This is a genomic window from Stenotrophomonas sp. Pemsol (assembly GCF_003586545.1).
GTDB classification, from domain to species: Bacteria; Pseudomonadota; Gammaproteobacteria; order Xanthomonadales; family Xanthomonadaceae; genus Stenotrophomonas; species Stenotrophomonas sepilia.
In genome coordinates this window covers 4,127,288-4,149,913 of sequence record NZ_CP025780.1, presented here as the reverse complement: position 1 = coordinate 4,149,913, position 22,626 = coordinate 4,127,288, and the positions used below count along the sequence as shown (strand labels likewise).

At 62.4% G+C, this 22,626-nt stretch carries 24 protein-coding genes and 1 pseudogene; 13 read left to right on the top strand and 12 right to left on the bottom strand.

The window, feature by feature from the left end; genetic code table 11:
• Positions 1–10: 10 nt before the first annotated feature.
• The 6 genes from PEM_RS19095 to PEM_RS19065 all read right to left on the bottom strand — a co-directional run bounded on the left by PEM_RS19095 (position 11) and on the right by PEM_RS19065 (position 4,765).
• A complete protein-coding gene (locus tag PEM_RS19095) occupies positions 11–271 on the bottom strand; it encodes a hypothetical protein (protein ID WP_162911605.1) in 261 nt (86 codons plus the stop codon).
• Positions 252–677 (bottom strand): hypothetical protein, encoded by a 426-nt coding sequence (locus PEM_RS19090; RefSeq protein WP_162911604.1) that lies wholly within the window; start codon positions 675–677, stop codon positions 252–254. Before PEM_RS19090 ends, PEM_RS19095 begins: the two co-directional genes overlap by 20 nt.
• A gap of 37 nt (positions 678–714) precedes the next feature.
• Complete coding sequence (locus PEM_RS19085; RefSeq protein ID WP_162911603.1) at positions 715–1,941, bottom strand: hypothetical protein; 1,227 nt, start codon at positions 1,939–1,941, stop codon at positions 715–717.
• 497 nt (positions 1,942–2,438) lie between these two features.
• Positions 2,439–3,047, bottom strand: coding sequence for a tyrosine-type recombinase/integrase (locus tag PEM_RS19075; RefSeq protein ID WP_119706149.1), 609 nt, complete (start codon positions 3,045–3,047; stop codon positions 2,439–2,441).
• 94 nt (positions 3,048–3,141) lie between these two features.
• Entirely contained in the window at positions 3,142–3,816 is a 675-nt protein-coding gene (locus PEM_RS19070; protein WP_119706148.1) for a glutathione S-transferase family protein, read from the bottom strand.
• A 196-nt stretch (positions 3,817–4,012) separates the two neighbouring features.
• On the bottom strand, positions 4,013–4,765 hold the full coding sequence (locus PEM_RS19065; RefSeq protein ID WP_119706147.1) for an SDR family oxidoreductase: 753 nt from the start codon (positions 4,763–4,765) through the stop codon (positions 4,013–4,015).
• A gap of 143 nt (positions 4,766–4,908) precedes the next feature.
• Here PEM_RS19065 and PEM_RS19060 point away from each other — a divergent pair, with 143 nt between their 5' ends.
• The gene (locus tag PEM_RS19060) at positions 4,909–5,796 is read left to right on the top strand and encodes a LysR family transcriptional regulator (protein WP_119706146.1); all 888 of its coding nucleotides are present in this window, start codon (positions 4,909–4,911) and stop codon (positions 5,794–5,796) included.
• Positions 5,797–5,969: 173 nt separating this feature from the next.
• Positions 5,970–6,413, top strand: a complete 444-nt coding sequence (locus tag PEM_RS19055) for a Rid family hydrolase (RefSeq protein WP_032959372.1) — start codon at positions 5,970–5,972, stop codon at positions 6,411–6,413.
• Between the two features lie 309 nt (positions 6,414–6,722).
• On the opposite strand, the gene PEM_RS19050 is transcribed toward PEM_RS19055, so the two are convergent.
• Positions 6,723–7,349: a cation transporter gene (locus tag PEM_RS19050; protein ID WP_119706145.1), complete on the bottom strand. Its 627-nt coding sequence runs from the start codon at positions 7,347–7,349 to the stop codon at positions 6,723–6,725.
• Between the two features lie 85 nt (positions 7,350–7,434).
• Here PEM_RS19050 and PEM_RS19045 point away from each other — a divergent pair, with 85 nt between their 5' ends.
• Both PEM_RS19045 and PEM_RS19040 read left to right on the top strand, forming a co-directional pair.
• On the top strand, positions 7,435–7,845 hold the full coding sequence (locus tag PEM_RS19045; RefSeq protein WP_119706144.1) for a helix-turn-helix domain-containing protein: 411 nt from the start codon (positions 7,435–7,437) through the stop codon (positions 7,843–7,845).
• A 72-nt stretch (positions 7,846–7,917) separates the two neighbouring features.
• Positions 7,918–9,885 carry a TonB-dependent receptor gene (locus PEM_RS19040; protein ID WP_119706143.1) on the top strand — a complete coding sequence of 656 codons (1,968 nt, stop codon included), beginning with the start codon at positions 7,918–7,920 and terminating at the stop codon, positions 9,883–9,885.
• Positions 9,886–10,082: 197 nt separating this feature from the next.
• Here the strand turns inward: PEM_RS19040 and PEM_RS19035 are convergent, their stop codons facing one another.
• A complete protein-coding gene (locus PEM_RS19035) occupies positions 10,083–10,376 on the bottom strand; it encodes a metalloregulator ArsR/SmtB family transcription factor (protein ID WP_049441866.1) in 294 nt (97 codons plus the stop codon).
• 171 nt (positions 10,377–10,547) lie between these two features.
• Between PEM_RS19035 and PEM_RS19030 the strand changes: the two genes are divergently transcribed.
• From PEM_RS19030 to PEM_RS19000, 8 genes and pseudogenes are all read left to right on the top strand, one after another.
• Positions 10,548–11,489, top strand: a complete 942-nt coding sequence (locus PEM_RS19030; RefSeq protein ID WP_239683842.1) for an MBL fold metallo-hydrolase — start codon at positions 10,548–10,550, stop codon at positions 11,487–11,489.
• Positions 11,486–11,926, top strand: a complete 441-nt coding sequence (locus PEM_RS19025; protein WP_119706142.1) for a YeeE/YedE family protein — start codon at positions 11,486–11,488, stop codon at positions 11,924–11,926. Before PEM_RS19030 ends, PEM_RS19025 begins: the two co-directional genes overlap by 4 nt.
• Positions 11,923–12,354: a YeeE/YedE family protein gene (locus PEM_RS19020; RefSeq protein WP_119706141.1), complete on the top strand. Its 432-nt coding sequence runs from the start codon at positions 11,923–11,925 to the stop codon at positions 12,352–12,354. Before PEM_RS19025 ends, PEM_RS19020 begins: the two co-directional genes overlap by 4 nt.
• Positions 12,351–12,788, top strand: a complete 438-nt coding sequence (locus PEM_RS19015) for a TIGR01244 family sulfur transferase (RefSeq protein ID WP_075675697.1) — start codon at positions 12,351–12,353, stop codon at positions 12,786–12,788. Before PEM_RS19020 ends, PEM_RS19015 begins: the two co-directional genes overlap by 4 nt.
• A gap of 18 nt (positions 12,789–12,806) precedes the next feature.
• Entirely contained in the window at positions 12,807–13,568 is a 762-nt protein-coding gene (locus PEM_RS19010; RefSeq protein ID WP_083663114.1) for a sulfite exporter TauE/SafE family protein, read from the top strand.
• 31 nt (positions 13,569–13,599) lie between these two features.
• Positions 13,600–13,884: pseudogene (locus PEM_RS20525) on the top strand (TonB-dependent receptor); the annotation flags it as partial.
• Positions 13,885–13,934: 50 nt separating this feature from the next.
• Positions 13,935–14,108, top strand: coding sequence for a TonB-dependent receptor (locus PEM_RS20520; RefSeq protein ID WP_232463067.1), 174 nt, complete (start codon positions 13,935–13,937; stop codon positions 14,106–14,108).
• 371 nt (positions 14,109–14,479) lie between these two features.
• Positions 14,480–15,502 (top strand): serine hydrolase domain-containing protein, encoded by a 1,023-nt coding sequence (locus PEM_RS19000; RefSeq protein WP_269767708.1) that lies wholly within the window; start codon positions 14,480–14,482, stop codon positions 15,500–15,502.
• A 91-nt stretch (positions 15,503–15,593) separates the two neighbouring features.
• Here PEM_RS19000 and PEM_RS18995 read toward each other — a convergent pair whose 3' ends face one another.
• From PEM_RS18995 to PEM_RS18985, 3 genes are all read right to left on the bottom strand, one after another.
• On the bottom strand, positions 15,594–16,838 hold the full coding sequence (locus PEM_RS18995; protein ID WP_119706139.1) for a DUF2254 domain-containing protein: 1,245 nt from the start codon (positions 16,836–16,838) through the stop codon (positions 15,594–15,596).
• A gap of 122 nt (positions 16,839–16,960) precedes the next feature.
• Complete coding sequence (gene betT, locus PEM_RS18990) at positions 16,961–18,940, bottom strand: choline BCCT transporter BetT (RefSeq protein ID WP_049468424.1); 1,980 nt, start codon at positions 18,938–18,940, stop codon at positions 16,961–16,963.
• Between the two features lie 51 nt (positions 18,941–18,991).
• The gene (locus tag PEM_RS18985; RefSeq protein WP_119706138.1) at positions 18,992–20,089 is read right to left on the bottom strand and encodes a hypothetical protein; all 1,098 of its coding nucleotides are present in this window, start codon (positions 20,087–20,089) and stop codon (positions 18,992–18,994) included.
• Between the two features lie 252 nt (positions 20,090–20,341).
• On the opposite strand from PEM_RS18985, the gene PEM_RS18980 reads away from it, so the two are divergent.
• Positions 20,342–20,710 carry an H-NS histone family protein gene (locus PEM_RS18980; protein WP_075675701.1) on the top strand — a complete coding sequence of 123 codons (369 nt, stop codon included), beginning with the start codon at positions 20,342–20,344 and terminating at the stop codon, positions 20,708–20,710.
• 674 nt (positions 20,711–21,384) lie between these two features.
• Here the strand turns inward: PEM_RS18980 and PEM_RS20375 are convergent.
• Entirely contained in the window at positions 21,385–22,614 is a 1,230-nt protein-coding gene (locus tag PEM_RS20375) for a hypothetical protein (protein ID WP_162911602.1), read from the bottom strand.
• Between the last annotated feature and the right edge of the window lie 12 nt (positions 22,615–22,626).

Here is a 22,626-nt window from a genome sequence, read left to right as displayed (position 1 = left end):
ACCGCCGAATTCAGAACCCAGTGGCAGCAGCTTCGTCGCAGGTCATTCGCAAGAACTTCGCTGCGTATTCGATGCGGTCGGCAAGTTCGGAATCGCCCGGCACGAAGGACAGAATGTTTGTCGGAAAGGCCCGACCCTTCGCCCGCACGTCGATCAGACTGCCGTCGTTGCTGCGTACGACCTGCGCCTGCCGCCAGTCGATAAAGTGCGGGCCGGCGAATTTCTTGAAGTCTTCCGTGTAGTTCCACGACTCATTCTTCAGCACCGTCACCGAGGTTAGGAACCCAGGCTCCTCCCATGAGGTGCTGTTGTGCTCGAACCGGCATCTGCACCCCATCGATGCGGGTGGTGCAGGCATCGGCGGCGCCCTGGGCGTCGCCGTAGGACAGGACGGGCGCCGGGAACTCGCCCAGCGATTTCTCCACCGTGTCGGTGCTCTTCTCTTCCTTGATCGACAGCTTGATGCGGCTGACCTCCACCGTGTGGGTGCCGGTGACGTGGTTGGGGCGGCCCAGCGCATCGACGAACGTGGCGCGGGCGAAGCCTTGCTTGGCCATGGCCGCGAGGAACGCCTGCGCCCCTTCAGCCGTCTGCGCGGACTGGGCCAGGGCGACCGGTGATAGCGACAGCGACACAGCGGAAAGCGCCATACCTAGCACGAGGGCGGGTCTGATCATGAATTTTCTCGATGGGAAGCGGGTGCGGCGCGTGGCGTCACAGCGACACCGACACGTCTTCACGGAAGCGCGGTCGCACGCCCTGCAGGGTCTGCTCGTCGCTACTGGTCTGGTTCCAGACGTAGTTGAAGTTGCCATCGCTGGTGATCTCTCGGGCGCTGGCGCGGCACCGGGCGATGAAGGCGTCCTTCAACGCGTACACCGCCGCGCGTGCCTGCTCGCCCGAGCCCTGGGGAAGAAAGCCCGGTGCACTCCATCCCGGCGGTCCCGGCCGGGTGATGCAGTTGGAGTAGCAGGTGGGATTGACGGTATCGCCCGGCATGTTGAGCAGGCCGATAGTCAGGATGAACCTAAGCGGCTTGACTGCCGCGGGGGACGACGCGCTACCCGCCGCAGTAGCCGCGGCGGGCGCCTTCGTGGGCGCGGCCGCTTGCTGCTGAGAGCGCAGCTGCTGCAGGCGCTGCCGCTCCGCCGCCGCCTGCGTGGCGAGTTCGCGGTCGCGCGCGGCGGCCTGGGTCTGCCGCGCCTGCTCGGCCGCATCCGGCACCGCAGGAGCCGTCGGCGACGGGGCATAAGCGTACTGCGGCTGCCGGGCGCGCTCGGCCTCTGCGCGACGGCGTTGTTCTTCGCGCTGGCGACGCTCTGCGGCGGCCGCCTGTTGGCGCTGCAGATCGCGTATGAAGGCGTCCTGCGCTTCGCGCTCAGCCTGGTTCTTGGCCATCTCGTTGCCGAGCGTGGTGAGGAACACCTCGGCCAGGTTCGGTGCGGATGCGGACGATTCCTCGTCCTCCCAGGCTTCCGCCTCGAGGGTGGCCATCTGCTGGATCTGCTCCATCTGCTGGCGCAGCTGTTCGGCCGCCGCTTGCTCCTGGCTCAACGCCTGCGCGCGCCGCGCCTTGTCGCTCTGCATGCGCTCGCGCAGCCTCGCCAAGTCGGCCTCGGACAGGGTGCGTGGGCCTGACTTTGGCGCCGGTGGCAGGGAAGCGGACGGTGGAGCCGACGTCGCGGCGGGTGAGCGTGCGGCGACCCTGCCCGCTGTCATGACATCGGCGGCTAACGACGCGGCCGGTGGCGGCACGACCACTGAACGCCCTGTGGAGACCGGCGCCGATGCCGTCTGCGCGAGTGGCCCGTAGGTCCGCGTGCCTGTGACCTTCACCACCCGGCGGGCGTCATCGATCGTGACCGACTCCGCCACCACTCGGCCGTCCCTCAGCGACAGCAGCATCGGCGTCTTGAACGGGCCGCGCCGCAGCCACAGCACCGAGCCGTCCGCAGCAACATATCCGTCGTAGGTGTACAGCGCACCGCTTTCCTGGACCAGCTGCCCCGGCTGTTCGCCCAGCCGGATGATGCTGGTCGAGCCGGCGTCCGACTGTTTCAGCGCGCCGTCGGCCTCTCAGGCCCACGCCACGGCGCCCTGGTCGCCTTTCCAGGAGTTGCCCGCGACCTACGCAGACACGCCCCACGCCGCTGGATTGGCCGGCGCCTCCGCCGCGGTACCCTGCGCGACAGCCAGGATCCACAGCAGAACAGCCAGCCACGGCCGGACCGCCTTCTTCGCTAACGACATGGCTGTCCCCAGAGCATCCCGACCCGCGCAGCTTAGCAACTGCGCGGTGAGCATCAATAGCGCTCACATCGATCGACGGAAGGTCTCGTCTCAGGGGCGATTCCTACTCGATACCAGGGCATGTCGCCTTTGGGTCGAAAGCGGCCTTGGGAGCAGAACTCACAGGCCGCCTGGGACCCGTTTGCTACCTAGGCTTCCGTCTGCTCGGCCATCTCCAGCGCGTCCTCGACCTCGATCCCGAGGTAGCGCACCGTGCTCTCGAGCTTAGTGTGGCCCAGAAGAATCTGGACGGCCCGCAGGTTCTTTGTGCGCCGATATATTAGAGATGCTTTCGTCCTGCGCATGCTGTGGGTGCCGTAGCTGTGTCGGTCGAGGCCAATGGCAGTGACCCACGATGAGACGATACGAGCGTACTGTCTGGTCGACAGATGTCCGGCGCGTTTGGCTCTACCAGGAAACAAGTAGGCTCCCGGCACAATCTGGGCCTGCCGGGCCCACTCGGCAACCGAGGTTCTGGTTAAGTCTGTGAGCTCGAACTGCACCGGTCGATCAGTCTTCCGTTGCAGCACGATTGCCCGCTTTGCAATTGCCGCACCGAGCGATACGTCTCGCAGCCGTAAGCTGACGAGATCGCATGCCCGGAGCTTTGAATCAATCGCTAGGTTGAATAGAGCCAAATCCCGGGCGTTCTTACCAAGCTGTAGCCTGACCCGAATGGACCAAATGTCGCTGAGCCGGAGCGGCGCCTTCTGGCCAACCAGCTTCCCCTTGTTCCACGGCGTGCGTCGAGAGCGCATGGGAGTCTCCTGTTAAGAGATTCCAGTGTCGGCGTGAGGCCGGTCAAAGTAGTCGGCCTGAGACCCGAAGCGGAAATCGTTGTGCTTCTTTCGATTAGTCGAGATGTATGGAACGCTGTTGCTGGAGGTATTCCCGAAGCCTCGATCCGTAGTCCGCGCCGACGGCATGGATCACGCTGGGCCGATCAGCCAGTGCGTAACGCCATGCGTCCACGCGAGGTAGCTCGTGGAAGACGCGGCCTGATAAGGCCGGATCTAGCATTCCGAAGTAGCGGAAGATCGGCGCGAAGACGGCATCGACCATGCTGAAGTGGAAGCCGTCGAAGTACGGACCAGCGCCGAGCTCGCTCTCGAGCCGCTCCAGCTTCGTTCTAAGGGCTGCCTGCCTTGTCTCAGCCGTGAGGCGATCGGTGGCGTGCAGAAACTGCCATGCATCGGACAACGTCGAGCCGGCAAACTCGATCCAGCTCCGCTGGCGGGCACGCGCTAGCGGATCTGTTGAGTACATCGGTGCGCCGCTCTGGGATTCCTCGAGGTACTCGCAAATCACCATGCTCTCAAAGATGGTCACTTCAGTGCCGTCGGGCCTGCGGACCAGTAACAGCGGAACTTTTCCGGTGGGCGAAAGCGCTAGGAACCAGTCGGGTTTGGTCGCCAAGTCCACCTGGATCCGCTCGAACGCGACGCCCTTTTCGAGCAGGACGATGGCTGAGCGCTGCACGAAGGGGCAAAGGGGATGGCTGATGAGCTTCAACATGGGTTCGGACATGGCGATATGCACCAGAAGGCGAGGGCTTGGATGGATCGGACACGGTCGGCGGCCAGGGGCAGGGTCAGGGCAGACGCCGGGGCGAGGTCCGCCATGGCCAGCGTGAGTGGAAACACGCGCCTGCCATGTGTGTCGGGTTGGAGTCTGACCCAGAGGCGACCTGTCCAGGCCGCCTCCTCTTGGGACTAGGACGCACTCAGCCGTTTAGCATGCGTCCGCCGTCGACCACGATTTCCGAGCCGACGGTCCAACTCGACTCATCGGAGGCCAGGTACACCACGGCGTTGGCGATTTCCTCTGGCGTGCCGAAGCGCCCCAGCGGAATGCTCGCTGCGATGTCCTGGTCGACCTGCGCACGATAGGCATCGGGGATGCCGAGTTTGTCGTAGAGCGGCGTCTGGACCGGGCCGGGACTGACGGCATTGATGCGGATTCCACGCCCGAGCAGTTCGCCCGAAAGCGTCTTGGTCATGCTCAGGAACGCAGCCTTGGTCGCGGCGTAGACGGAGGACTGGGCCGCGCCCACGTGGGCGCTGACGGAGGTGTTGAACACCACCGACGCAGGCGTCGCGAAGACCGGCAGCAGCGACTGCATGAGAAAATATGGACCCTTCACGTTGATGTCGAAGGAGGCATCAAACGCCTGCTCACTCCACTGTTCGATCGGTGCCCAGACCGCCACGCCCGCGTTGAGGAATGCGACGTCCAGTTGGCCGAAATGGGCCTGTACGGCCTGGGCCAGTTCCTGCTGCGCGGCGATGCTGCCGGAGTCGGCCCGCAGGACGAGAACGTCACCGCCGAGGGTCGCCTTCGCCTTGGTGATGGAGTCCGGATTGACGCCGGTAACGATCACGCGAGCGCCTTCGGCCACGAATCGCCTGGCGGTTTCCAGGCCGATGCCACTGGTGCCGCCGGTGATGAGGGTACGTTTGCCTGTAAGACGGGACATGGGGATGCTCCTTGGGGGTCAGGTTTGGATTCGCCGGAGTGGCGGATCTTCGTTGGCGGAAAGCATGCACCTATGCTCCGATTGCCATAAGACCAGTTCCGCGCATAGCATTTATGCGACAGACGCATAGCTCGGAGGGCTGGATGGATCGTTTTCTGCTCATGACCTGCTTCGCGCGGGCGGTCGAAACCGGCAGCTTCTCGGCTGCGGCCCGCGACATCGGTATCGGGCAGCCCAACGTCAGCCGCTATGTGGCTGCATTGGAGGACCATCTGCAGACACGCTTGCTCAACCGCTCCACGCGCAAGCTCGTATTGACCCCGGAAGGTGAGCGCTACTACACGGAGGTCCGCCGAATACTCGATGCGGTCTCCGAATCGGAAATGTCCCTGCGCGAGAACGTCATGCCGTCGGGGCTACTGCGGGTGGCGTGTCCGACGGCGCTGTCCCACATGTACGTGATGCCCTTGGTACCCGGCTTCCTGAAGCGGTATCCCGATCTGGAACTCGATCTCCAGATCAGCGACCGGTTCGTTAATCTGCTGGACGAAGGCGCGGAGCTGGCCATCCGTATCGGTCATCTTGACAGCAGCTCATTGCGCGCGCGGCGTATCGGGTCCTTCAAGCGCGTGTGCGTAGCGAGCAAGGACTATCTGGCCAAGCGAGGGATACCTGAGGTGCCGTCTGATCTAACACAGCACGACTGCGTCCTCTACACCCTGCTTGCATCAGGGGCCACATGGCGTTTCAAGGAGGTGGAGATACCGGTCTCCGGCCGGATTCGCGTCAACTCGCCGGAGGCATCACGTGAATCGGTGCGCGCGAGCCTTGGCATAGGCCAAGGGCCCGCTTGGCTGTTCGAAGAAGGGCTCAGGTCTGGTGATCTGCAGACCGTTCTCGATGAGTTCTCTGCACCACCGGTGCCCATGCAGATCGTATACGCAGCTAATCGGTTGGTGTCGAAGAGAGCCATCGTCTTCATGGACTTCATTGCTGAGGAATTCGCGAAGATCCCTCAGCTGAATACCTAACGCTTCAGGGGTGGCGCCGGCGACTTCTGAGCGACTGAGTGCCTGGATCTCTGCTTCCGGCCAGAAGCGGACACCCGCCGCCTGAGCAGACGCTCTCGTATCACCCTTTCGGGGCAGGTAGGCAACCTCGCCTACCGGCAGACTGGTGCCTTCTACACAGGAAGGACAACGAAATGAGCGCCTCCAACCGCAAGACGGCCAGCTTTGGCGTGCCGTGGGAATCGGCTTATGGATACGTGCAGGCCGTTCGCGTGAACAATTCGATCTTCGTCTCGGGCCAGCTCTCGCACACGCCGGAGGGTCAGCTGGTAGCTCCGGCTGCTCTGGGGGCTGATGGGAAGCCTGCCAATTTCGACACCATGGAGGCGCAGATGAAGCGCACCTATGCGAACGCCCAGGTGTTGTTGGCCGAGCTGGGTGCATCGCTGGCGGATGTGGTGGAAGAAACCCTTTTCGTAATCGATGTACCGGCCGCGTTTGCCGCTAGCGGCAAGGTCAGGCCAGCCGTCTACGGTCAGGCTGTCCCCCAGGTGGCCAGCAACCTCATCGGAGTGTCCGCGCTCGCCTTCCCTGAACAGCTGATCGAGATTGCCTTCCGCGCCGAAGTGAATTCGTAACACTCCCCAAGGGGAGAAGTAACGCCGTGATGGAAAGCCCGTATGCGCCAAGCTGCGGGCTTTTTCTGTGTCCCCACATCTTCTAGACAGTTCATATAGCCGATTAGACAGTCCAAGCTGATCACGTACGCGAAGAGAAAGGCGCCAATGAGCCTAATGCATGCGGCGCTACCGCTGACTCGGTTTCTAGCCCGCAAGGACTGCCACGCTAGAGACCATGCCTGCTCGGCTAGAGAGCGACGTCCGCTTCCAGCCAGAAGCCGACATCCGCTCGGCACAGTTCTAACCAGCGCTTGCCCCAACGCCTTGCTACTTCACCGCTGCACGCCACGCGGGCCACGCCTCGCCGATCACGCCCAGCGCGGATTTCAGGAACAGCAATGCGATCACCGCGCCTGCTGCGATGTCTGGCCAGCCGCTTCCGGTCAGCGCTACGCCACCGGCAGCCACCAGCACACCGATGTTGGCGGCGACATCATTGCGGGAGCACTCGAAGGTGCTTTTCATGTTGATGTTGAGCGCGCGGAACCGCCACAACAGTGCCAGGCACACCAGGTTGGCCACCAGCGCGATGGCTCCGAACCCCAGCATCAAGCCGCTGGAAGGGGGCACGCCGTGGATCAGCTTGCTGACCACCTCCACCACGATGAAGACAAAGAAGGCCAGGATCAGCAGCCCCTTGGCGAGGGCCGCACCGGCCTCCCAGCGTGCCCCCCGGTTCACTGCCCACAGGCTCAGGCCGTACACGATCGCGTCGCCCAGCATGTCCACGGCATCGGCCTGCAGGGCACTGGAGTGCGCCACGATGCCCGCGCCGAACTCGATGAAGAACATCGCCAGGTTGATGATGAGTACCGCCACCAGCACGCGCCGCTGCGCACTGTGAAGGGCCAGCGCTTCCAGTTCCTGTCGCTTGTGGCCGCAGCAGTGGTCCATGGATGTCTCCCGCCAGGCTGTGGCCGGGCTTGAAAAAGGATGGGATAGTCGTTATCAACCCTGTAGCCACTACAAGGTCAAGCCCATGCCCAGCCATTTCACCATCGGCCAGCTGGCCCGCCAGACCGGCACCAAGGCCGAAACCATCCGCTATTACGAGAAGATCGGCCTGCTGCAGCCGCCGCTGCGCTCGGAGGGCAACTACCGCTACTACGGCGCGCAGGACCAGAGGCGCCTGTCGTTCGTGCGCCGCGCCCGCGAGCTTGGCTTCTCCATCGAACAGATCCGCGAGTTGATTGCCTTTGGTGAACAGCGGGAGCACGAGTGCAGTTCGGTGGACGATGTGGTGAAAGCGCACATCGCAGACATCACGCGCCGGATCCAGGACCTGCAGGCGTTGCAGGGCGAGCTGGAGCGGATGATCGGCAATTGCCCGGGCGGCCGCGTGGCCGACTGCAGGGTGTTGGAAGCCCTTCAGCCGCAGCCTGCCGCTTGACCTTGTAGCCGCATCAAGGTTTACAACGCCGGGCTACTTCGCCACCGCGCGGCCTTGCCGCCCTGACGACCCATGACCCTGCTGCCCCATCCGCTTGCCCTGGCGCTGAGCGCCCCCCTGCTGTCCGCCGTTGCCCCGGCCAATGCACATGAACCGCCCGCCGCGCACGACGACCACCACGATGAGGCCGTGGAGCTGGATGCGGTGGTGGTGCAGTCAACCCGGTCAGGGCGCCGCGTTTCCGACGAACCGATACGGGTAGACGTCGTATCGCAGGAAGAGATCGAAGAGAAGCTGCTGATGTCGCCGGGCAACGTCTCCATGCTTGTGGCGGAGACGGCGGGCGTGCGGGTGCAGAACACCTCGCCGGGCATGGGCGCATCCAACATCCGCATCCAGGGCCTGCGCGGCCGGTATACCCAGCTGCTGGCCGATGGTCTGCCGCTGTACGGCGGCCAGTCATCGTCCATCGGCCTGCTGCAGATTCCCCCGACCGACCTTGGCAGTGTCGAGATCATCAAGGGCAGCGCGTCGGCGTTGTACGGTCCGGCAGCGTTGGGCGGTGTGGTGAACCTGATATCGCGCCGGCCCAAGGAAACCGCCGAGGCCGAAATGCTGCTCAATGCCACCAGCCGTGGCGGGCAGGACGTAACCGGCTACGCAGCAGGGCCGCTGGCCGAGCACTGGGGCCTCTCGGTGGTGGGTGGCTACCATCGCCAGGACCTGGACGGAGACGGCTGGGCTGACATTCCCGGCTACGAGCGTGCCGCGGTCCGGCCGCGGTTGTTCTGGGAATCGGAAAACGGAGCGCGTGCACTGCTGACGGCAGGCGCAACGCGCGAGAGCCGGCTGGGCGGAACACTGCCCGGTCAACGGGCACCCGACGGGCAGCCCTTCGCTCTCACGCAGCGCACGGAGCGCGTTGATGCCGGCGCGGTGGTCGATGTTCCAATGCGCGAGAGCGACCGCCTGCAGCTGCGCGCGTCGGCCATGTTCACCGATCACGACCACGGGTACGGCCCTGACCAGGACAACGACACCCATCAGACCGGATTTGCGGAAATCAGCTATGCGTCCGGCATAGGCGCCACCAGCTGGCTGGTGGGTATTGCCGCGCAGCAGGACCGGTTCCATTCCGCCCGATACCCGCAGTTTGATTACCGCTACACCGTGCCCGCCCTGTTCGTGCAGGCAGAGCAGGCGCTGCGCGATGACCTCACACTTTCCGGCAGTGCGCGCTGGGATGACCACAGCGTCTACGGCGGGCACTTCAGCCCGCGCGTGTCACTGTTGTTCCGCCCTGACGAGTGGACCCTGCGCGCTTCGATCGGCAGAGGCTTCTATGCGCCTACGCCCTTCGTCGAACAGATCGAGGCCGCTGGCCTGTCATGCCTGGAGCCGCTCACCGGCCTCCGCGCGGAAATCGCTACAACCGGGTCCATCGATGCAGGCTATGTGCATGGCCCCTGGGAGATGAACCTCAGCGTGTTCGCATCCGATATCGACCATGCGGTACGCCTGGTGGAATCTGCGAACGCGCCGGGTGAACGTGTGCAACTGGTCAATGTGGCGGGCGTCACCCGCACCCGGGGTAGTGAGTTGCTGCTGCGCTATCGCTGGCAGGACATCACGGTGACCGGCAGTTATGTCTACACCGATGCGCGCGAACCTGGTGAGGAGGGCACCGGCCGCCGCCTGGTTTCACTCACACCCCGGCATAGCGCAGGCCTAGTTGCCATGTGGGAACAGCATGACCGTGGCCGCATAGGCCTGGAAGCCTACTACACCGGCATCCAGGCGCTTGATGACAATCCCTGGCGTCGACGCAGCCGGCCGTATCTGGAGGTCGGTGCACTGGGAGAGATCGTGCTGGGAAGAGTCAGCCTGTTCCTCAACCTGGAAAACATCCTCAACGTCCGCCAGAGCGGCTACAACCCGATGCTGCGTCCTCGCCGCGCCGACGATGGCCAGTGGACCGTGGAAGCATGGGCGCCGCTGGAAGGGTTTGTGGTGAACGGTGGCGTGAGGCTGAAGTTCTAGGGTTGGGTTAATGCGGGAGGCGATGTCCGCTTCCGGCCATAAGCAGACATCCACCCCATCCCTGATAAACATCCCTAGGCCGCAGCAGACCTCGAGCCTGCTGCGGTCAATTGGTTTTGGGGCAGACTACGCCAATGGCCTAAATTCCCCTAGGTCAGTGAGTCTAGCTCGTACCTTCTAGGACGCCTTAGGCCACTTCAAGTTGATGCATCGTCCGCACAGAAAATCCCATGCATCGCGCCCAGCAGTGCTGCAACGCGCGGGTCTGCCATGCGGTAGATGATCGACCGCGATTCCCGCCGGGTCGCTACAAGCTTTCGTTGGCGGAGTTCGGCCAGTTGCTGGGAGAGCGCCGGCTGTCGAATGCCAGTTGCGTCCTCAAGTCCGCCCACCGTCATTTCACCTTGCGCGAGCTGGCATAGCAGCAACAGGCGCGAGGGGGTGGCCATGAAGCGCAGCAACTCGGCCACTTCGGGCACGCGCTCCTTCATCGTGGCTAGGTCAGACGGGCTGAATGGGGGGCTGGTCACAGGCAATGGCAACTTGGGCGGCTGAGGTGATGCGAACACCATGGGTAACCCGTTCAATCTAGCATGTTTCAATAGTTGCACATATTACGTAACTATGTAATTCTCAGGCCACGAAGCCTCCTGGAGCCAGTCATGATCCCATCCGTAGAGACAGACGCCCCCCTGGAGCAGGCTGTGCGCCTAGTCAGCGATGCGCGTGCCGGCCTGCTTCCCTCGCCTTCCGTGAAGACGTTCTTTGATCCTGCTACGTTCACTGCCAGCCACGTCGTACGCGATCCAACTTCTTCAGCGTGCGCCGTCATCGACAGCGTCCTGGACTTCGACATGGCCGCAGGCCGCACGTCCACTTCCTCCGCATCGGCGTTGGTGGACTACGTGCGTGCCGAGCGCCTGCAGGTGCAATGGTTGCTGGAAACCCACGCGCATGCCGACCACCTGTCCGCGGCTCCATGGCTGCAGGAGCAGGTGGGAGGCGCGCTGGCTATTGGCGAACACATCACCGCAGTCCAAGAAACCTTCGGCAAGGTCTTCAATGCCGGTACTGCATTCAAGCGGGATGGCAGCCAGTTCGATCGCCTGTTCGCCGACGGTGCCTCCTTCCGAATCGGTAATCTGCAGGCGATGTCGCTGCACGTGCCAGGCCACACTCCCGCTTGTCTGGCGTACGTGATCGGCGACGCCGTGTTTCCTGGAGATACGCTGTTCATGCCGGACTACGGCACCGCCCGATGCGACTTTCCAGGTGGTTCGGCTCGCCAGTTGTATCGCTCGATCCAGCGCCTGCTGTCCCTACCCGACGCCACCCGCGTATTCCTGTGCCATGACTACAAAGCCACCGGCCGGGACCATTTCGCATGGGAAACAACCATCGGTGCCGAAAGGACAACAAACATGCATGTGCACGAGGGCGTGAGCGAAGCCATGTTTGTGGAACTGCGGGAGGCTCGTGATGCCACGCTTCCGATGCCACGGCTGATCCTGCCGTCAGTGCAGGTCAACATGTGCGCCGGCCATCTGCCCGAACCCGAGGACAACGGCGTGCGCTACCTCAAGCTGCCGGTGGACCTGCTATGACGCTCTCTCATCTGGCTTGGTATTGGCCGCTCGCTGGCGGCGCCATGATTGGAGCAGCGACCGGAGCCTATCTAGTCCTTCTCGGCCGCGTTGCCGGCATCTCGGGTCTGCTTGCCAGGACACTGGGCATGTCCGGTGACGCCGAACGCGGCAGTGCTGCTCTGTTCCTGGCAGGACTTGGCCTGGCGTCAGGGTTGGCATTGGCGGCAAGGCCAATACCACTGCCGGCGCTGTCCGCAAACGGAGCAGTGGTATTGGTGACTGCCGGACTGCTGGTGGGTTACGGAACCCGCCTTGGCGCTGGCTGTACCAGTGGGCACGGTGTCTGCGGCCTGGGCCGGGCATCGCCGCGATCGCTAGTGGCGACCTGCGTGTTCATGCTCATGGGCATGGCTACGGCAACCCTGGTACAGATTGTGGCCGGGGGCCCGGCATGATCCGTCTCGCCGCGTTCCTGTGCGGCGCACTCTTCGGATTGGGACTGGTTGTATCCGATATGGCCAACCCAGCTCGCGTGCTTGCTTTCCTTGATGTGAGCGACGCCTGGGACCCCTCCCTGGCGCTGGTCATGCTGGGCGCCCTGATTCCTTCCGGCGCAGCCTACCTGTGGATACGCGCCCGCAGAACACCACTGCTTGCCGCATCGTTGCACATTCCCACCCATCGCATCATCGATCGGCGCTTGGTCATTGGTGCGGCGATATTCGGCCTGGGTTGGGGACTGGCTGGTGTGTGCCCCGGCCCAGCCATTGCGTTGCTGGGAACCGGCCAGCCCTTCGCGATCATCTTCGCCACGGCAATGATCGCTGGTGTGCTCCTGCATGGCCTCATTCATCGCCCCACTACAACTACGGGACAACCATGAACCTCAAGCCACTATCTGCCAGCCTCAAGGTGTCCGGCCAGCTCCTGCCAGGGAATATTGAAGCCCTGAAGGAGCAGGGCATTGCGAGCGTGATCTGCAACCGGCCCGACGACGAACAGCCGGAGCAGCCCAGTCACCATGCGCTGCAGGCTGCCTGCCACCAGGCGGGCATGCAGTTTGCCTATCTTCCGGTGGTGCCTGGCGTCATTACCGATGATCAGGTGAAGACCTTTGCCAAGTTGATCGACGCGCTGCCGCGCCCTGTTGCCGCCTACTGCAGAACCGGCACCCGTGCTGCGATGCTTTGGGCGCTGTCGGAAGTCGTTCACAATGGAGCGGCGTTTGCCGACGTCCTGTCTGTTGCTTCGGACGCAGGCTATGACCTTTCCTCCATCGCAACACGGCTGCAGCAAGGACCGGCGTCCGGCGGCTGACATATGGAAACGCTATCTCTGCTGCAGTGGGTGCTGGGCGGCCTGTCTGGCGTCCTGGTCGGCTTCGTGCTCGGGGTGGTTGGCGGGGGCGGATCCATCCTGGCGGTACCACTGATGCTCTACGTGGTCGGAGTGGAAGATCCGCATGTGGCTATCGGCACCAGCGCCCTGGCAGTGGCGGTCAATGCGGTGTCGAATCTGGTGATACATGCCCGTAGAGGGAATGTTCGTTGGCCCTGTGCCTCGGTCTTCGCCCTGGCGGGGATCGCGGGCGCCTACCTGGGTTCCAGCTTGGGCAAGGCGTTCGACGGCAAGAGGCTGTTGGCGCTGTTTGCTGTGGTCATGATCATTGTCGGCATCGCCATGCTTCGCAGGCGCAACACGCTTGGCTTCGCGGACGCTCGGCTCGGCAGACGCAACGCGGCCGCACTGATTGGGCTGGGCGCCACCGCCGGCGGGCTTTCCGGCTTCTTTGGAATTGGCGGAGGGTTCCTCATCGTGCCCGCACTGGTGGCCGCGACGGGAATGCCGATCATCGCCGCCGTCGGAAGCTCGCTCGTCGCCGTCGCCGCATTTGGCATGACCACCGCATTGAACTACGCGCATGCAGGTCTGATCAACTGGAAGCTCGCGGCAGTCTTCGTCGTTGCCGGAATGGCTGGCGGTACTGCAGGAGCAGCAACTTCGACGAAGCTTGCCAGCTATCGTGGAGCCCTGAACACGGTATTTGCAGTACTGATCTTCATTACTGCCGCATACATGCTGTGGAAGGTGAGCTGACCGGATGTATGCCAGCCCCCGCCAAGGCCTACGTTGGGTCACCTTCACCGAGGGCGGCGCGCAGCAGGAGCAGTTCAACGATGAAACCCAGCGCGGCCCGATCCTCAATGCCACCTGGCGGCCGGACACCGCGCTGGCCGAGCTGGTGGTGAATGCTGGTGTGGATGGCCAATGGCAGGACAACATCGTCCAGCGCTACCGCACCGTGCAGCGCCAGCGCCAGGCTACCCTGCGCGACTGGGACTTCGATCTGGATACGCGCGGTGCGTACGTGCAGGCGGTGATATACCCGATCGACCGGCTCAAGCTGGTACCGGCGCCCTGCGCTGGACGTCGCTGAAGTCCGTCGAGAACAGCAATATCGGCGTGGCCAACGGCAAGACCCTCAGCCATGTGTCTCCCCACTTCGGGGCAACGTACGATCTCGCTCCCGGCATCGCCCTGTTTGCGGGCTACTCGACCGCCTTCCGTGCACCGTTCGGCTTCATCGGTCTTGCAACGCCGGAGCCTGAAACGTCCACCAACGTGGAAGGGGCCTGAAGCTGTCACTGCTTGGGCGTGGACTTTCCGGCGCCGTTGCGGTATTCCGGCAGAAGCGCGAAGACGTGGCGGTATCCGAGACTGTCGAGCTGCATCCGCGTTTTCAAGGTTGGTTGGCCTCGCGGCTAAGCTCCCGATCTTGAGCTCCCAGCCGGCCCGACGACGTGGGACCGCCTCATCGCGTGCACAGCGAATGCCATCCGTAGAGACGGGGAAAGTCGGCGCGTTGGAAAGGGTCCGTCAATAGTCGTGGCTGTCATTGTCCCTATATCATCGCCACCTACGGAGCCAACAACTCATCGCCGATGCCGAACGCCCCGACACGACGCCGCCTCTGTACCGCCCTGCTCACCGCAGGTGCTGGGCTGATTGTGCCTGGCGTCCGAGCAAGCAGGCGACTGTCTGGGAGCCGCCAGTCGTTGACGGCCCTGCTTGAGGCTGAGCACCAGCCGGGAATGGCTGCAGTCGTCGTGGAGCGAGGACGGGTCGCCGAAACAGGCACTGCGGGACTGCGCAGGGATGCCAGCGCCGCGCGGGTCGATCGGCATACCGTGTTCGAAATCGGCTCTATCACCAAAGTATTCACTGCCCTGCTGGTGTTCCGGCTCCGGCAGTGGGGCTGGCTTGATACGGACGCCCCTATAGGACGCTACTTGGATGCACTACCAGTGGCATGGGAGCCCATTGCACTGTCGCGCCTGCTGAGCCATACATCCGGCATTCCGAACTACCTGAACGAGCGCAACTTTCTCGAATTGATGCCGATGGATCCTGCGCCTAGAGAACTATTGGCAATGGTCGGGAAAGCGCCCCTCGAGTTCGCCCCAGGAACACGATTCGCTTATTCGAATACGAACTACATACTTCTCGGCCTTGCCATTGAGCGGGTGACGGGCATGGACTACTGGCAGTTTCTGCAGGACGAAATCCTGGGGCCGCTGGACATGCGCGATGCCGGGCCCCGTCGCACCGGCGACCGCCGCAGCATTGCCCAAGGACACCTCTACCAGGATGGACATTGGCTCGATCCGCCCCTCACCGCACCGGGCTCCGCCTGGGCTGCTGGAGGGCTGCTCGCCAGCATCGACGACATGGCACGTTTCGCCGTAGCGCTGGACCGGGGCGATCTGCTGCCCCATACATTGCTGCGTGAGATGTGGCGCGGCACACGCCTTGCCGACGGTACCACAGCCAGCTGGGGCGCTGGCTGGGAGTTGGCTGAGGACGGCGACGTGGTGGGGCATGGCGGCGGGACGGCAGGCTTTACGGGATACATCCGACACGTTCGTTCGCTGCGGCGAACCGTCGTAGTGCTTGTCAATCGCGCTGGAGACATCGGCCCGCAGGGCATCGCTGAGCGCCTGGACTTAGGGTTGCGCGCAAGCAAGGGCTGAACCGCCCGGGTACCAACTCACGCTCGCTAGCAAGCCCAATTCAACCAGCTGCCACAGGTTGTCCCCAGCTTGAGAGTACCTCGCAGCAGGATCATCGCTCCAACGCCGCGGCTTGAATTGCCTTTCGATCAAGTTCGAATTCGAGTGCTTGGATAGCTCGGGACAGTGCTGTACGGGCGTGCTCTCCTGCCGCGTTCACAACGGCGGGGTCTGCTGACCGTGCTAGCGCCCCGAATGCCTTCTGCAGCCGGATGTTGACCTCCAGCGAGCCGGCCGCATCCCTGGAGATTGGTGTGAATGCATCCTCGAACATGTCGCGGACATCGAGGCACTGCACGTGCACATGCGGATAGAGCACATCACACGTCTCAGCGTCCCCGGTGTGGCTGGCCCATGCACAGAGCAGCCTGACACAGGTCCCGATGACGTCGATGCAGGTGCCAGGGTCGTTCACCGCAGGTGACATGGCTCGCTGGGCAATTTCCGCAAGCACGACCAGCCCGAACCGTGGGTCATTCTCGATGGAGCGCGCGTCACTGAAGGAAATGGCTGAGATCACTTCACTCTGCACTTCCGGAAGCGGGCTCCCTTCGATGGCTATCAAGGGACGGGCTGGGGTCGCGAACGTACCCGGCTGGCAGAGCAGATGAACGCGCAGATCATGTTCCCGTGCAATGCCGTCGATCCGGGCGACGTCCACATGTTCAACGTACGCAACCTGATCGCCAACCAGCAGTACCGCCCCCTCCCCTACCGGGACCGCACTGGCTCCGCCGAGTCGAGGCTCCTCGGCGCGGCGCTTCATTGCCGCTTTGGTCGCCCGCTCCACCAGATCGATGGTTTCGCCAACGCGGCCAAAGCGTGAGAACTGCTCGATAGCCCTGAGCAACGTCACTGTGATGACGATGATGACCGCGATGGTCGCCCCGAACAGCACAAGCCGGCCGCTGTCTCCGTAGATGCCGGTGCTGAGCGCGATGAGGCCCACGATCGAGAACAGGAAGGCACCAATGAAGGTGGCCAGCGCACCTTGGGCCCGGGTGTCTTCGATCAGCAGGCGGGCCGCGCGCGGGGTGGCGCTGCTCGACGCGGACCCGTAGGCCGAGACCATGGTGGACAGCGAGAAGGTGGTGACCGTCAGCATCGACGCGGCAAGTATGCCAAGAATGTTACCGACGGAATCGGCGCCGATCCGTGCGGCAAGGCCGGTGGGAATGAGGAACTTCAGGAACGCGCCGGCCAACGCCGTGATGATGCCCAGGGCGCCATACAGGGTCGAGCGGAACCACATCCGCTTTGTAACTTTGCTGGCTGCAAGCCTCAATCTGGTGAGCACGGGCAACTTCCTGGGCAGTTGCGCCATCAATAACACGGTCGGGCGCCGAGGACACGTCAACGCAGGGTCACGCCCGGCCCAAGGCAGATGCCGCTCCTCCGGGCGGCATCTGTGTACGGATTCTACGAGCGCACCTTGTCCAGGAACTGACGGTGGCGCTCGTACTGATCGAGCACATCGTGGATAAGCTGAACCTTGGTCCACCCCATGACGTCGTAGTCCTGCCCGCCCTCCCGCAGATAGACCTCCGCTCGGTAATGACGGGTACCCTCGCTGACCGGTCGACGGGGATCCTGCAGGGCGAACGTCGGCGGCTCATAGGGCTGGGGCCGTACGGAGTAGAAGAAGTCCATCTCCTCGCCATGGCCAACCTGCAGCCACGCACGACCATCCTCCCCCTTGGAGACCTGGACCGGAAGATCCTGCTTGCGCAGCTCAGCCGCAACCTCTTCCAATGCAGGAATGACGCGCTGCTCTATGAAGCCGGTCACCTCGATCTTCAACGGGTTGTGCGCCAGCAGGCGCAGGCGCGCCCGCCAATCCTCGCTGGTGCCCGGCAGGATACGTGCCTCCCGCAGGATCGAGCGCTTGGTCGCATCGAGATGCATGGCCTTCAGCAGTCCCCAGCACATCAGGATCATGACGATCGTAAATGGCAACGCGCTGGCAATGGTGGCTGCCTGCAACGACTCCAGCCCGCCGGCCACCAACAGGGCAATTGCCAGGCCGCCGACCAGCAGCGCCCAGAAGATCCGCTGCCAGACCGGCGATTCCTCCTCACCCTTCGAGGTGAGCATGTCGATTACCAGGGCGCCGGAGTCCGCTGAGGTTACGAAAAACAGCGCAACCAGGATGACAGCAAGCGAAGAGGTCAGCATGGTCAGGGGCAGGTGTTCCAGGAACTCGAAAAGCGCCATCGAGCTGTCGGTTGAGACCGCCTGCACCAACTGCTGGATGCCCTCTGCCCGCACCATGTGCAACGCGGTGTTGCCGTAGATGGTCATCCACAGGAATGTGAAGCCAAGCGGCACAAGCAACACCCCTACCACGAACTCACGGACGGTGCGTCCACGTGAGATGCGCGCGATGAACATGCCAACGAAGGGCGACCACGCAATCCACCAGCCCCAGTAGAACAGCGTCCAGCCACCCAGCCAACCGGTGGGTTCGTAGGCATAAAGGTTGAAAGTCATCGAGAACAGCTGGGAAACGTACATGCCGGTGTTCTGCACCAGTGCCTGCATCAGGTGCACGGTGGGTCCACAGACCAGGACGAAGGCCAGCAGCGCCGCCGCCAGGATCATGTTGAGCTCGGACAACCTGCGTACGCCGCTGTCCAGGCCAGCCACGACCGATCCGGTGGCCACCAGTGTGATGACGGTGATCAAGCCAACCTGGGCGAGCGTACTGACCTCCAGGCCGAACAGGTAGTTCAGGCCGGCGTTGATCTGCATGACGCCCAGTCCCAGCGAGGTGGCCAGGCCGAAGATGGTACCCAGCGCGGCAAACGTGTCTACGGCATGTCCCAACGGGCCGTGGATACGGTCGCCGATGAGCGGATACAGCGCGGAGCGGACACGCAGCGGGAGATTGTGTCGGTACGCAAAGTACGCCAGCGACAGCGCTACTACCGCGTAGATCGCCCATGCGTGGATGCCCCAGTGGAAGAAGGTGATGCGCATCGCCTGGCGGGCAGCGGCGGCGGACTCAGGCGAACCAACCGGCGGCGTGGCGTAGTGCATGATGGGCTCGGCAACGCCAAAGAACATCAGACCGATGCCCATGCCGGCAGCGAACAACATTGCGAACCAGGAGCCGTAGCTGTAGTCCGGCGTACTGTGGTCAGGGCCGAGCTTGATGCGGCCGTAACTGCTGATGGCGACGCCGACGACAAAGACCAGGAAGCCGGCTACTGCAAGGATGGTGAACCAACCTGCATCATTGGCGGCCCATGACTTGGCCGCGGTGAACCACCGCGTGGCCATTTCGGGCGCGAAGGCGGCAAGCGCGAGCAGCGCGATGACGATGGCTGCCGTGGGAATGAACACCTGCGGAAGGATCCGCTGGCGAACGGGGGGATGTTGCGGAGCCGTGCTCTGCATGGATACCTCCGTGTTATTGGGTGGAAGAACCTGCGGCTTGCGCGAGGCCGATCAGAAGTAGAAGCCGATATTGAGGTTCAGCCGCGAATGCCAGCTGGAAGGGCCTCCTTCGTCGATGCCGATACCATCACCACCAGCAAACCACATGTTGCGGCCAGCGATCCAGTCGACATAGGTGAGCATGATGCCTTTCTGCAGGCTGCAACCGGTCACGTTCTGCCACGAATCACGAAGCCCCGCGCGGTGCCCGACCGGGCGGGTCATGCTGAGGTTGTTATAGCAGGTGATGTCATCCAGCCAGCCCTTCTGGCCGAACGAATAGGCGATGTTGGCGCTTGGCACATCCGCCTGCGCTGCAACCTGGAAGGGGGATTGGAACGCCGACATTGCGATGCGATCTCCGGGCACGTCATACCGGTACCGCGCCCACTGCAGCTGCGCGGTCCAACCATCGCGCTGCCACTGTGCATGGAGGGCCGCGCCCTGATGACCGTAGTGACGCCGTGTCTGAGTGTTCTGAACCTTGCCAGCAAACGCTGATGCGCCCAGCAACAGTTCGCCGCCGCCCCAGTCGCGCGCGCTCTCCACGCGTGCATGCAGTCGTTGCCGCTCGCGATACGGCAACGCCTCGGTCTGCGCGACATCAAAGGAGTAGCGATCGTAGCGAGCCCCGGACCCGTATTCGTCTCCGGAGAACCAGCCAAGATGCCAAGTTGTGCTGCCGCTGCGGTGAATCACTATAAGGCCCGGATCGTAATCATCCTCGACGCCCAGGTAGTAGCCGGAGCCGAACCAGAAACTCTGCGAAACGGTAGGGAGCAGCCCGAACGGGACTTGCTGGATACCTACCTTCAGCTGGGTAGCATCGGAGAACTGCCAGCCCGCGTACGCGTGATGCACGGCGTCGAAACCATCGTACCAGCGGTACTGGGCAGAGAAGGAAAACGGTCCGGTTCCAGCGTCAAGATCTGCGCGCAGCAGTTCAAGCTGCAGGCGGCTGGTCGGCCCGTAGTCGAGCCAGCCATAGTTGAACCTGACGGCGCCTCCTGGATCAAAGTAAGGATCTCTATGGAGGTTATCCTCAGAAGCATCTGCAGCCAGCGAAGTTCCCGCCAACGCGGCAGCGACAATGAAGGGAATTGATCTCACGGTTATGCGCCTTGCCTCCCTGATCTGCTACGGAAAGCACTTGAGTCTAACGTCGATTCATCCAATGCCTCAAACTGGCGTTCTCAAAGAACTCTTGGCGACGCCACTTGAAAATCATGTGCAGTGAGAGAGTAGCTAACACGATCCACTTTTTAGTAGTCGATCCTGTGATTGAGCGACTCATAGTGGATGTGGAGTGACACGCAATGTCATTTGAGAATAGGCTAGGGCCTCGACACCGGGGAAGAATTCATGACTATTGATATCAGCGGCCTTTCTGCCAAGGAACTTCGCTCACTGATTGCTCAGGCGGAGAAGCAGCAGTCCAAAGTGCTGTCACGCCCTAAGGCCACAGCGATGCGCGCCAAGATCAACAAGTACGTCAAGGATCATGGATACACGATAGAGGAACTCTACGGCGCTTCAGTGATCGTGCCCTCCGAAACCGCCAAGAAGCGAGGTGATCGGAGGTCTGCCAAATCGACAGTGCCCAACACCGCCCCCAAGTACCGCAATCCTGCAGTGCGCGGCCAGACGTGGTCCGGTCGAGGGCGGCAACCGCGATGGATAGCCGAGCTGGTAGCAAGCGGAAAATCACTGAATGACTTCCTGATCAAGTAGTGATAGCGGGGCAGCCGTACACCGGTACCGCAGCAAGTCCTGAGAATCATTAGTCATCAGATCGAACAGGATGCTGGTGCGCGGAATGCCCTGCCAGGTAGGCGATCAAAGATTTCAGCTAGTCGCAGTTGATGTGACAGCGGGCGAACAGCAGGCGCTCCCCTTGCCTTTGGAGAGTGCGCTCAGGCAGCAATGATTGCAGTATCCGCTTCTGGCCAGAAGCGGACCTGGATCAGGGCCAATGCGGCCGGGATAGCTTCGGGCCGCTGCGATCCTAGGCAACTCGGTCACTTCACCAGGTTCCAAGAGACGCCGGTGTCGAGCGGTACAGCCTACTAGCGTCACCGAAAGCAACGGCGTTAGGTCAAAGTTGCGTCGGATCCGAAGGATTAGAGCCCTCATGGCAAACCCTCGTCATGTGAACTCTCGCTAGAATCAGCTAAACCTCCGGGGCGGCAATGGCCAGTAGAAGTCAGCTTCGCCAAGCAATCATTGAAGCTCAGGCTTCGCTACGCTTGGAGGGCCTGCCCATCGGAGATCGAGATGATGACATCTATGCCGCAGCCATTGATGGTTCGCTCCGTAGACCGTTGCGCGATCTGGTCTTGAAGCGTATTCGCGCCGAGTTGGGGCTGGCTCACGAGACGAATGAAAATTGACAGAGGCCGCGAGGGCTAGGCGACGCTATGTGGTCGCCGGCCACCAGACGGCTGTTTTCGTAAGCGGTTTTCACTTAGCGCCTTCAGCACGTTTCGTGCTCCGAGCATCACCGAGAATCCCACATCCAGCGACACATTGCATCGCTGGCCGATTTGCTTGGCTGCCTGCTGAAGTTTGCGGTGGGATCCCGCTTGGTCTGCATCTCCTTCAACCATCTGTAGCGCAAGATCCATTGCCCTGTTCAAGTGAACTCTTTGACTGTACGGACCTTGCTCTTCGTATCTCAATTTGTACTCCTCGTAGACGTCAAGGTGCATCTCTCTTAGCAACTGCCTATTGAGCCTGAAGCGTCTAAGTACAACTTTCATCTGCGGCACATAGTGGTCTTTCTCGGATGCTTTCAGAACATCTGAAAAGCATTTGGCACATCGCTCGAGCCGCTCCGCATGCCTCCCAACAGGTAGCTTTAACGTTGCATAGCTAAACCAAAGATCCAACAGCGGCTCGGAAGCCGCCGCATCCGGGCTTAGCAAGATGTCGCGTGCTGAGATGGACTGGAGAGCGCAGAGATTGACAATGGCACGAATGGTCGTCCGACCCCTGCTCAAGTTCTTGGTAGCGCGGTAGAATTCCGCCTTGAGAGCGTTAGGATATGCCCGCCTCATCGGATGGCCGTCAACGAGCAGTTTCACGAATCGAACATAGTTTTCGAAGGGAATCTGGGGTTGTGAGGGCGTCGCGCAAAGTTCGATTATGGATGCAAGCTGCTGCTGACCCCATGCCTCGTCGCCAGTAATCGCTGCGGCGGCGCCATCACCGGAAAGCGATTGCTTGCATTTGTGGCATCTTCTGCGCCGCTGGTAGTCTGTTGAGCTCGGCTGGTCCGCGCCACACCTTGAACAGGTGGTTTCGAGCTTGCATTTATGCAGGTCACACTCAGCTTGAATGTCGACGATCCACGATAGCGGCTCATATGAGAGATCATCATCCCAATCGCGGTAGCACACTGGGCACCAGCGGCGGCGCGTTGTGTCTCGGCCTCCTCCGTAGGTTGCCAGTACGTCCTCCAAAACCCAGAATGTGCCGCACTGCAGGTCGTCCTGGGCGGTCAGCATCTTGAGCGTGCTGATACGGTGACTGAAGTCACGGCTGGGACCGCAATACTTGCCCGAGCCCATGACTTGTCCTCTACGCCCACCAGCAATAGCTGGACCGACTATCGACATCATATTGGCCATGGTCACGCCGACTGTCCA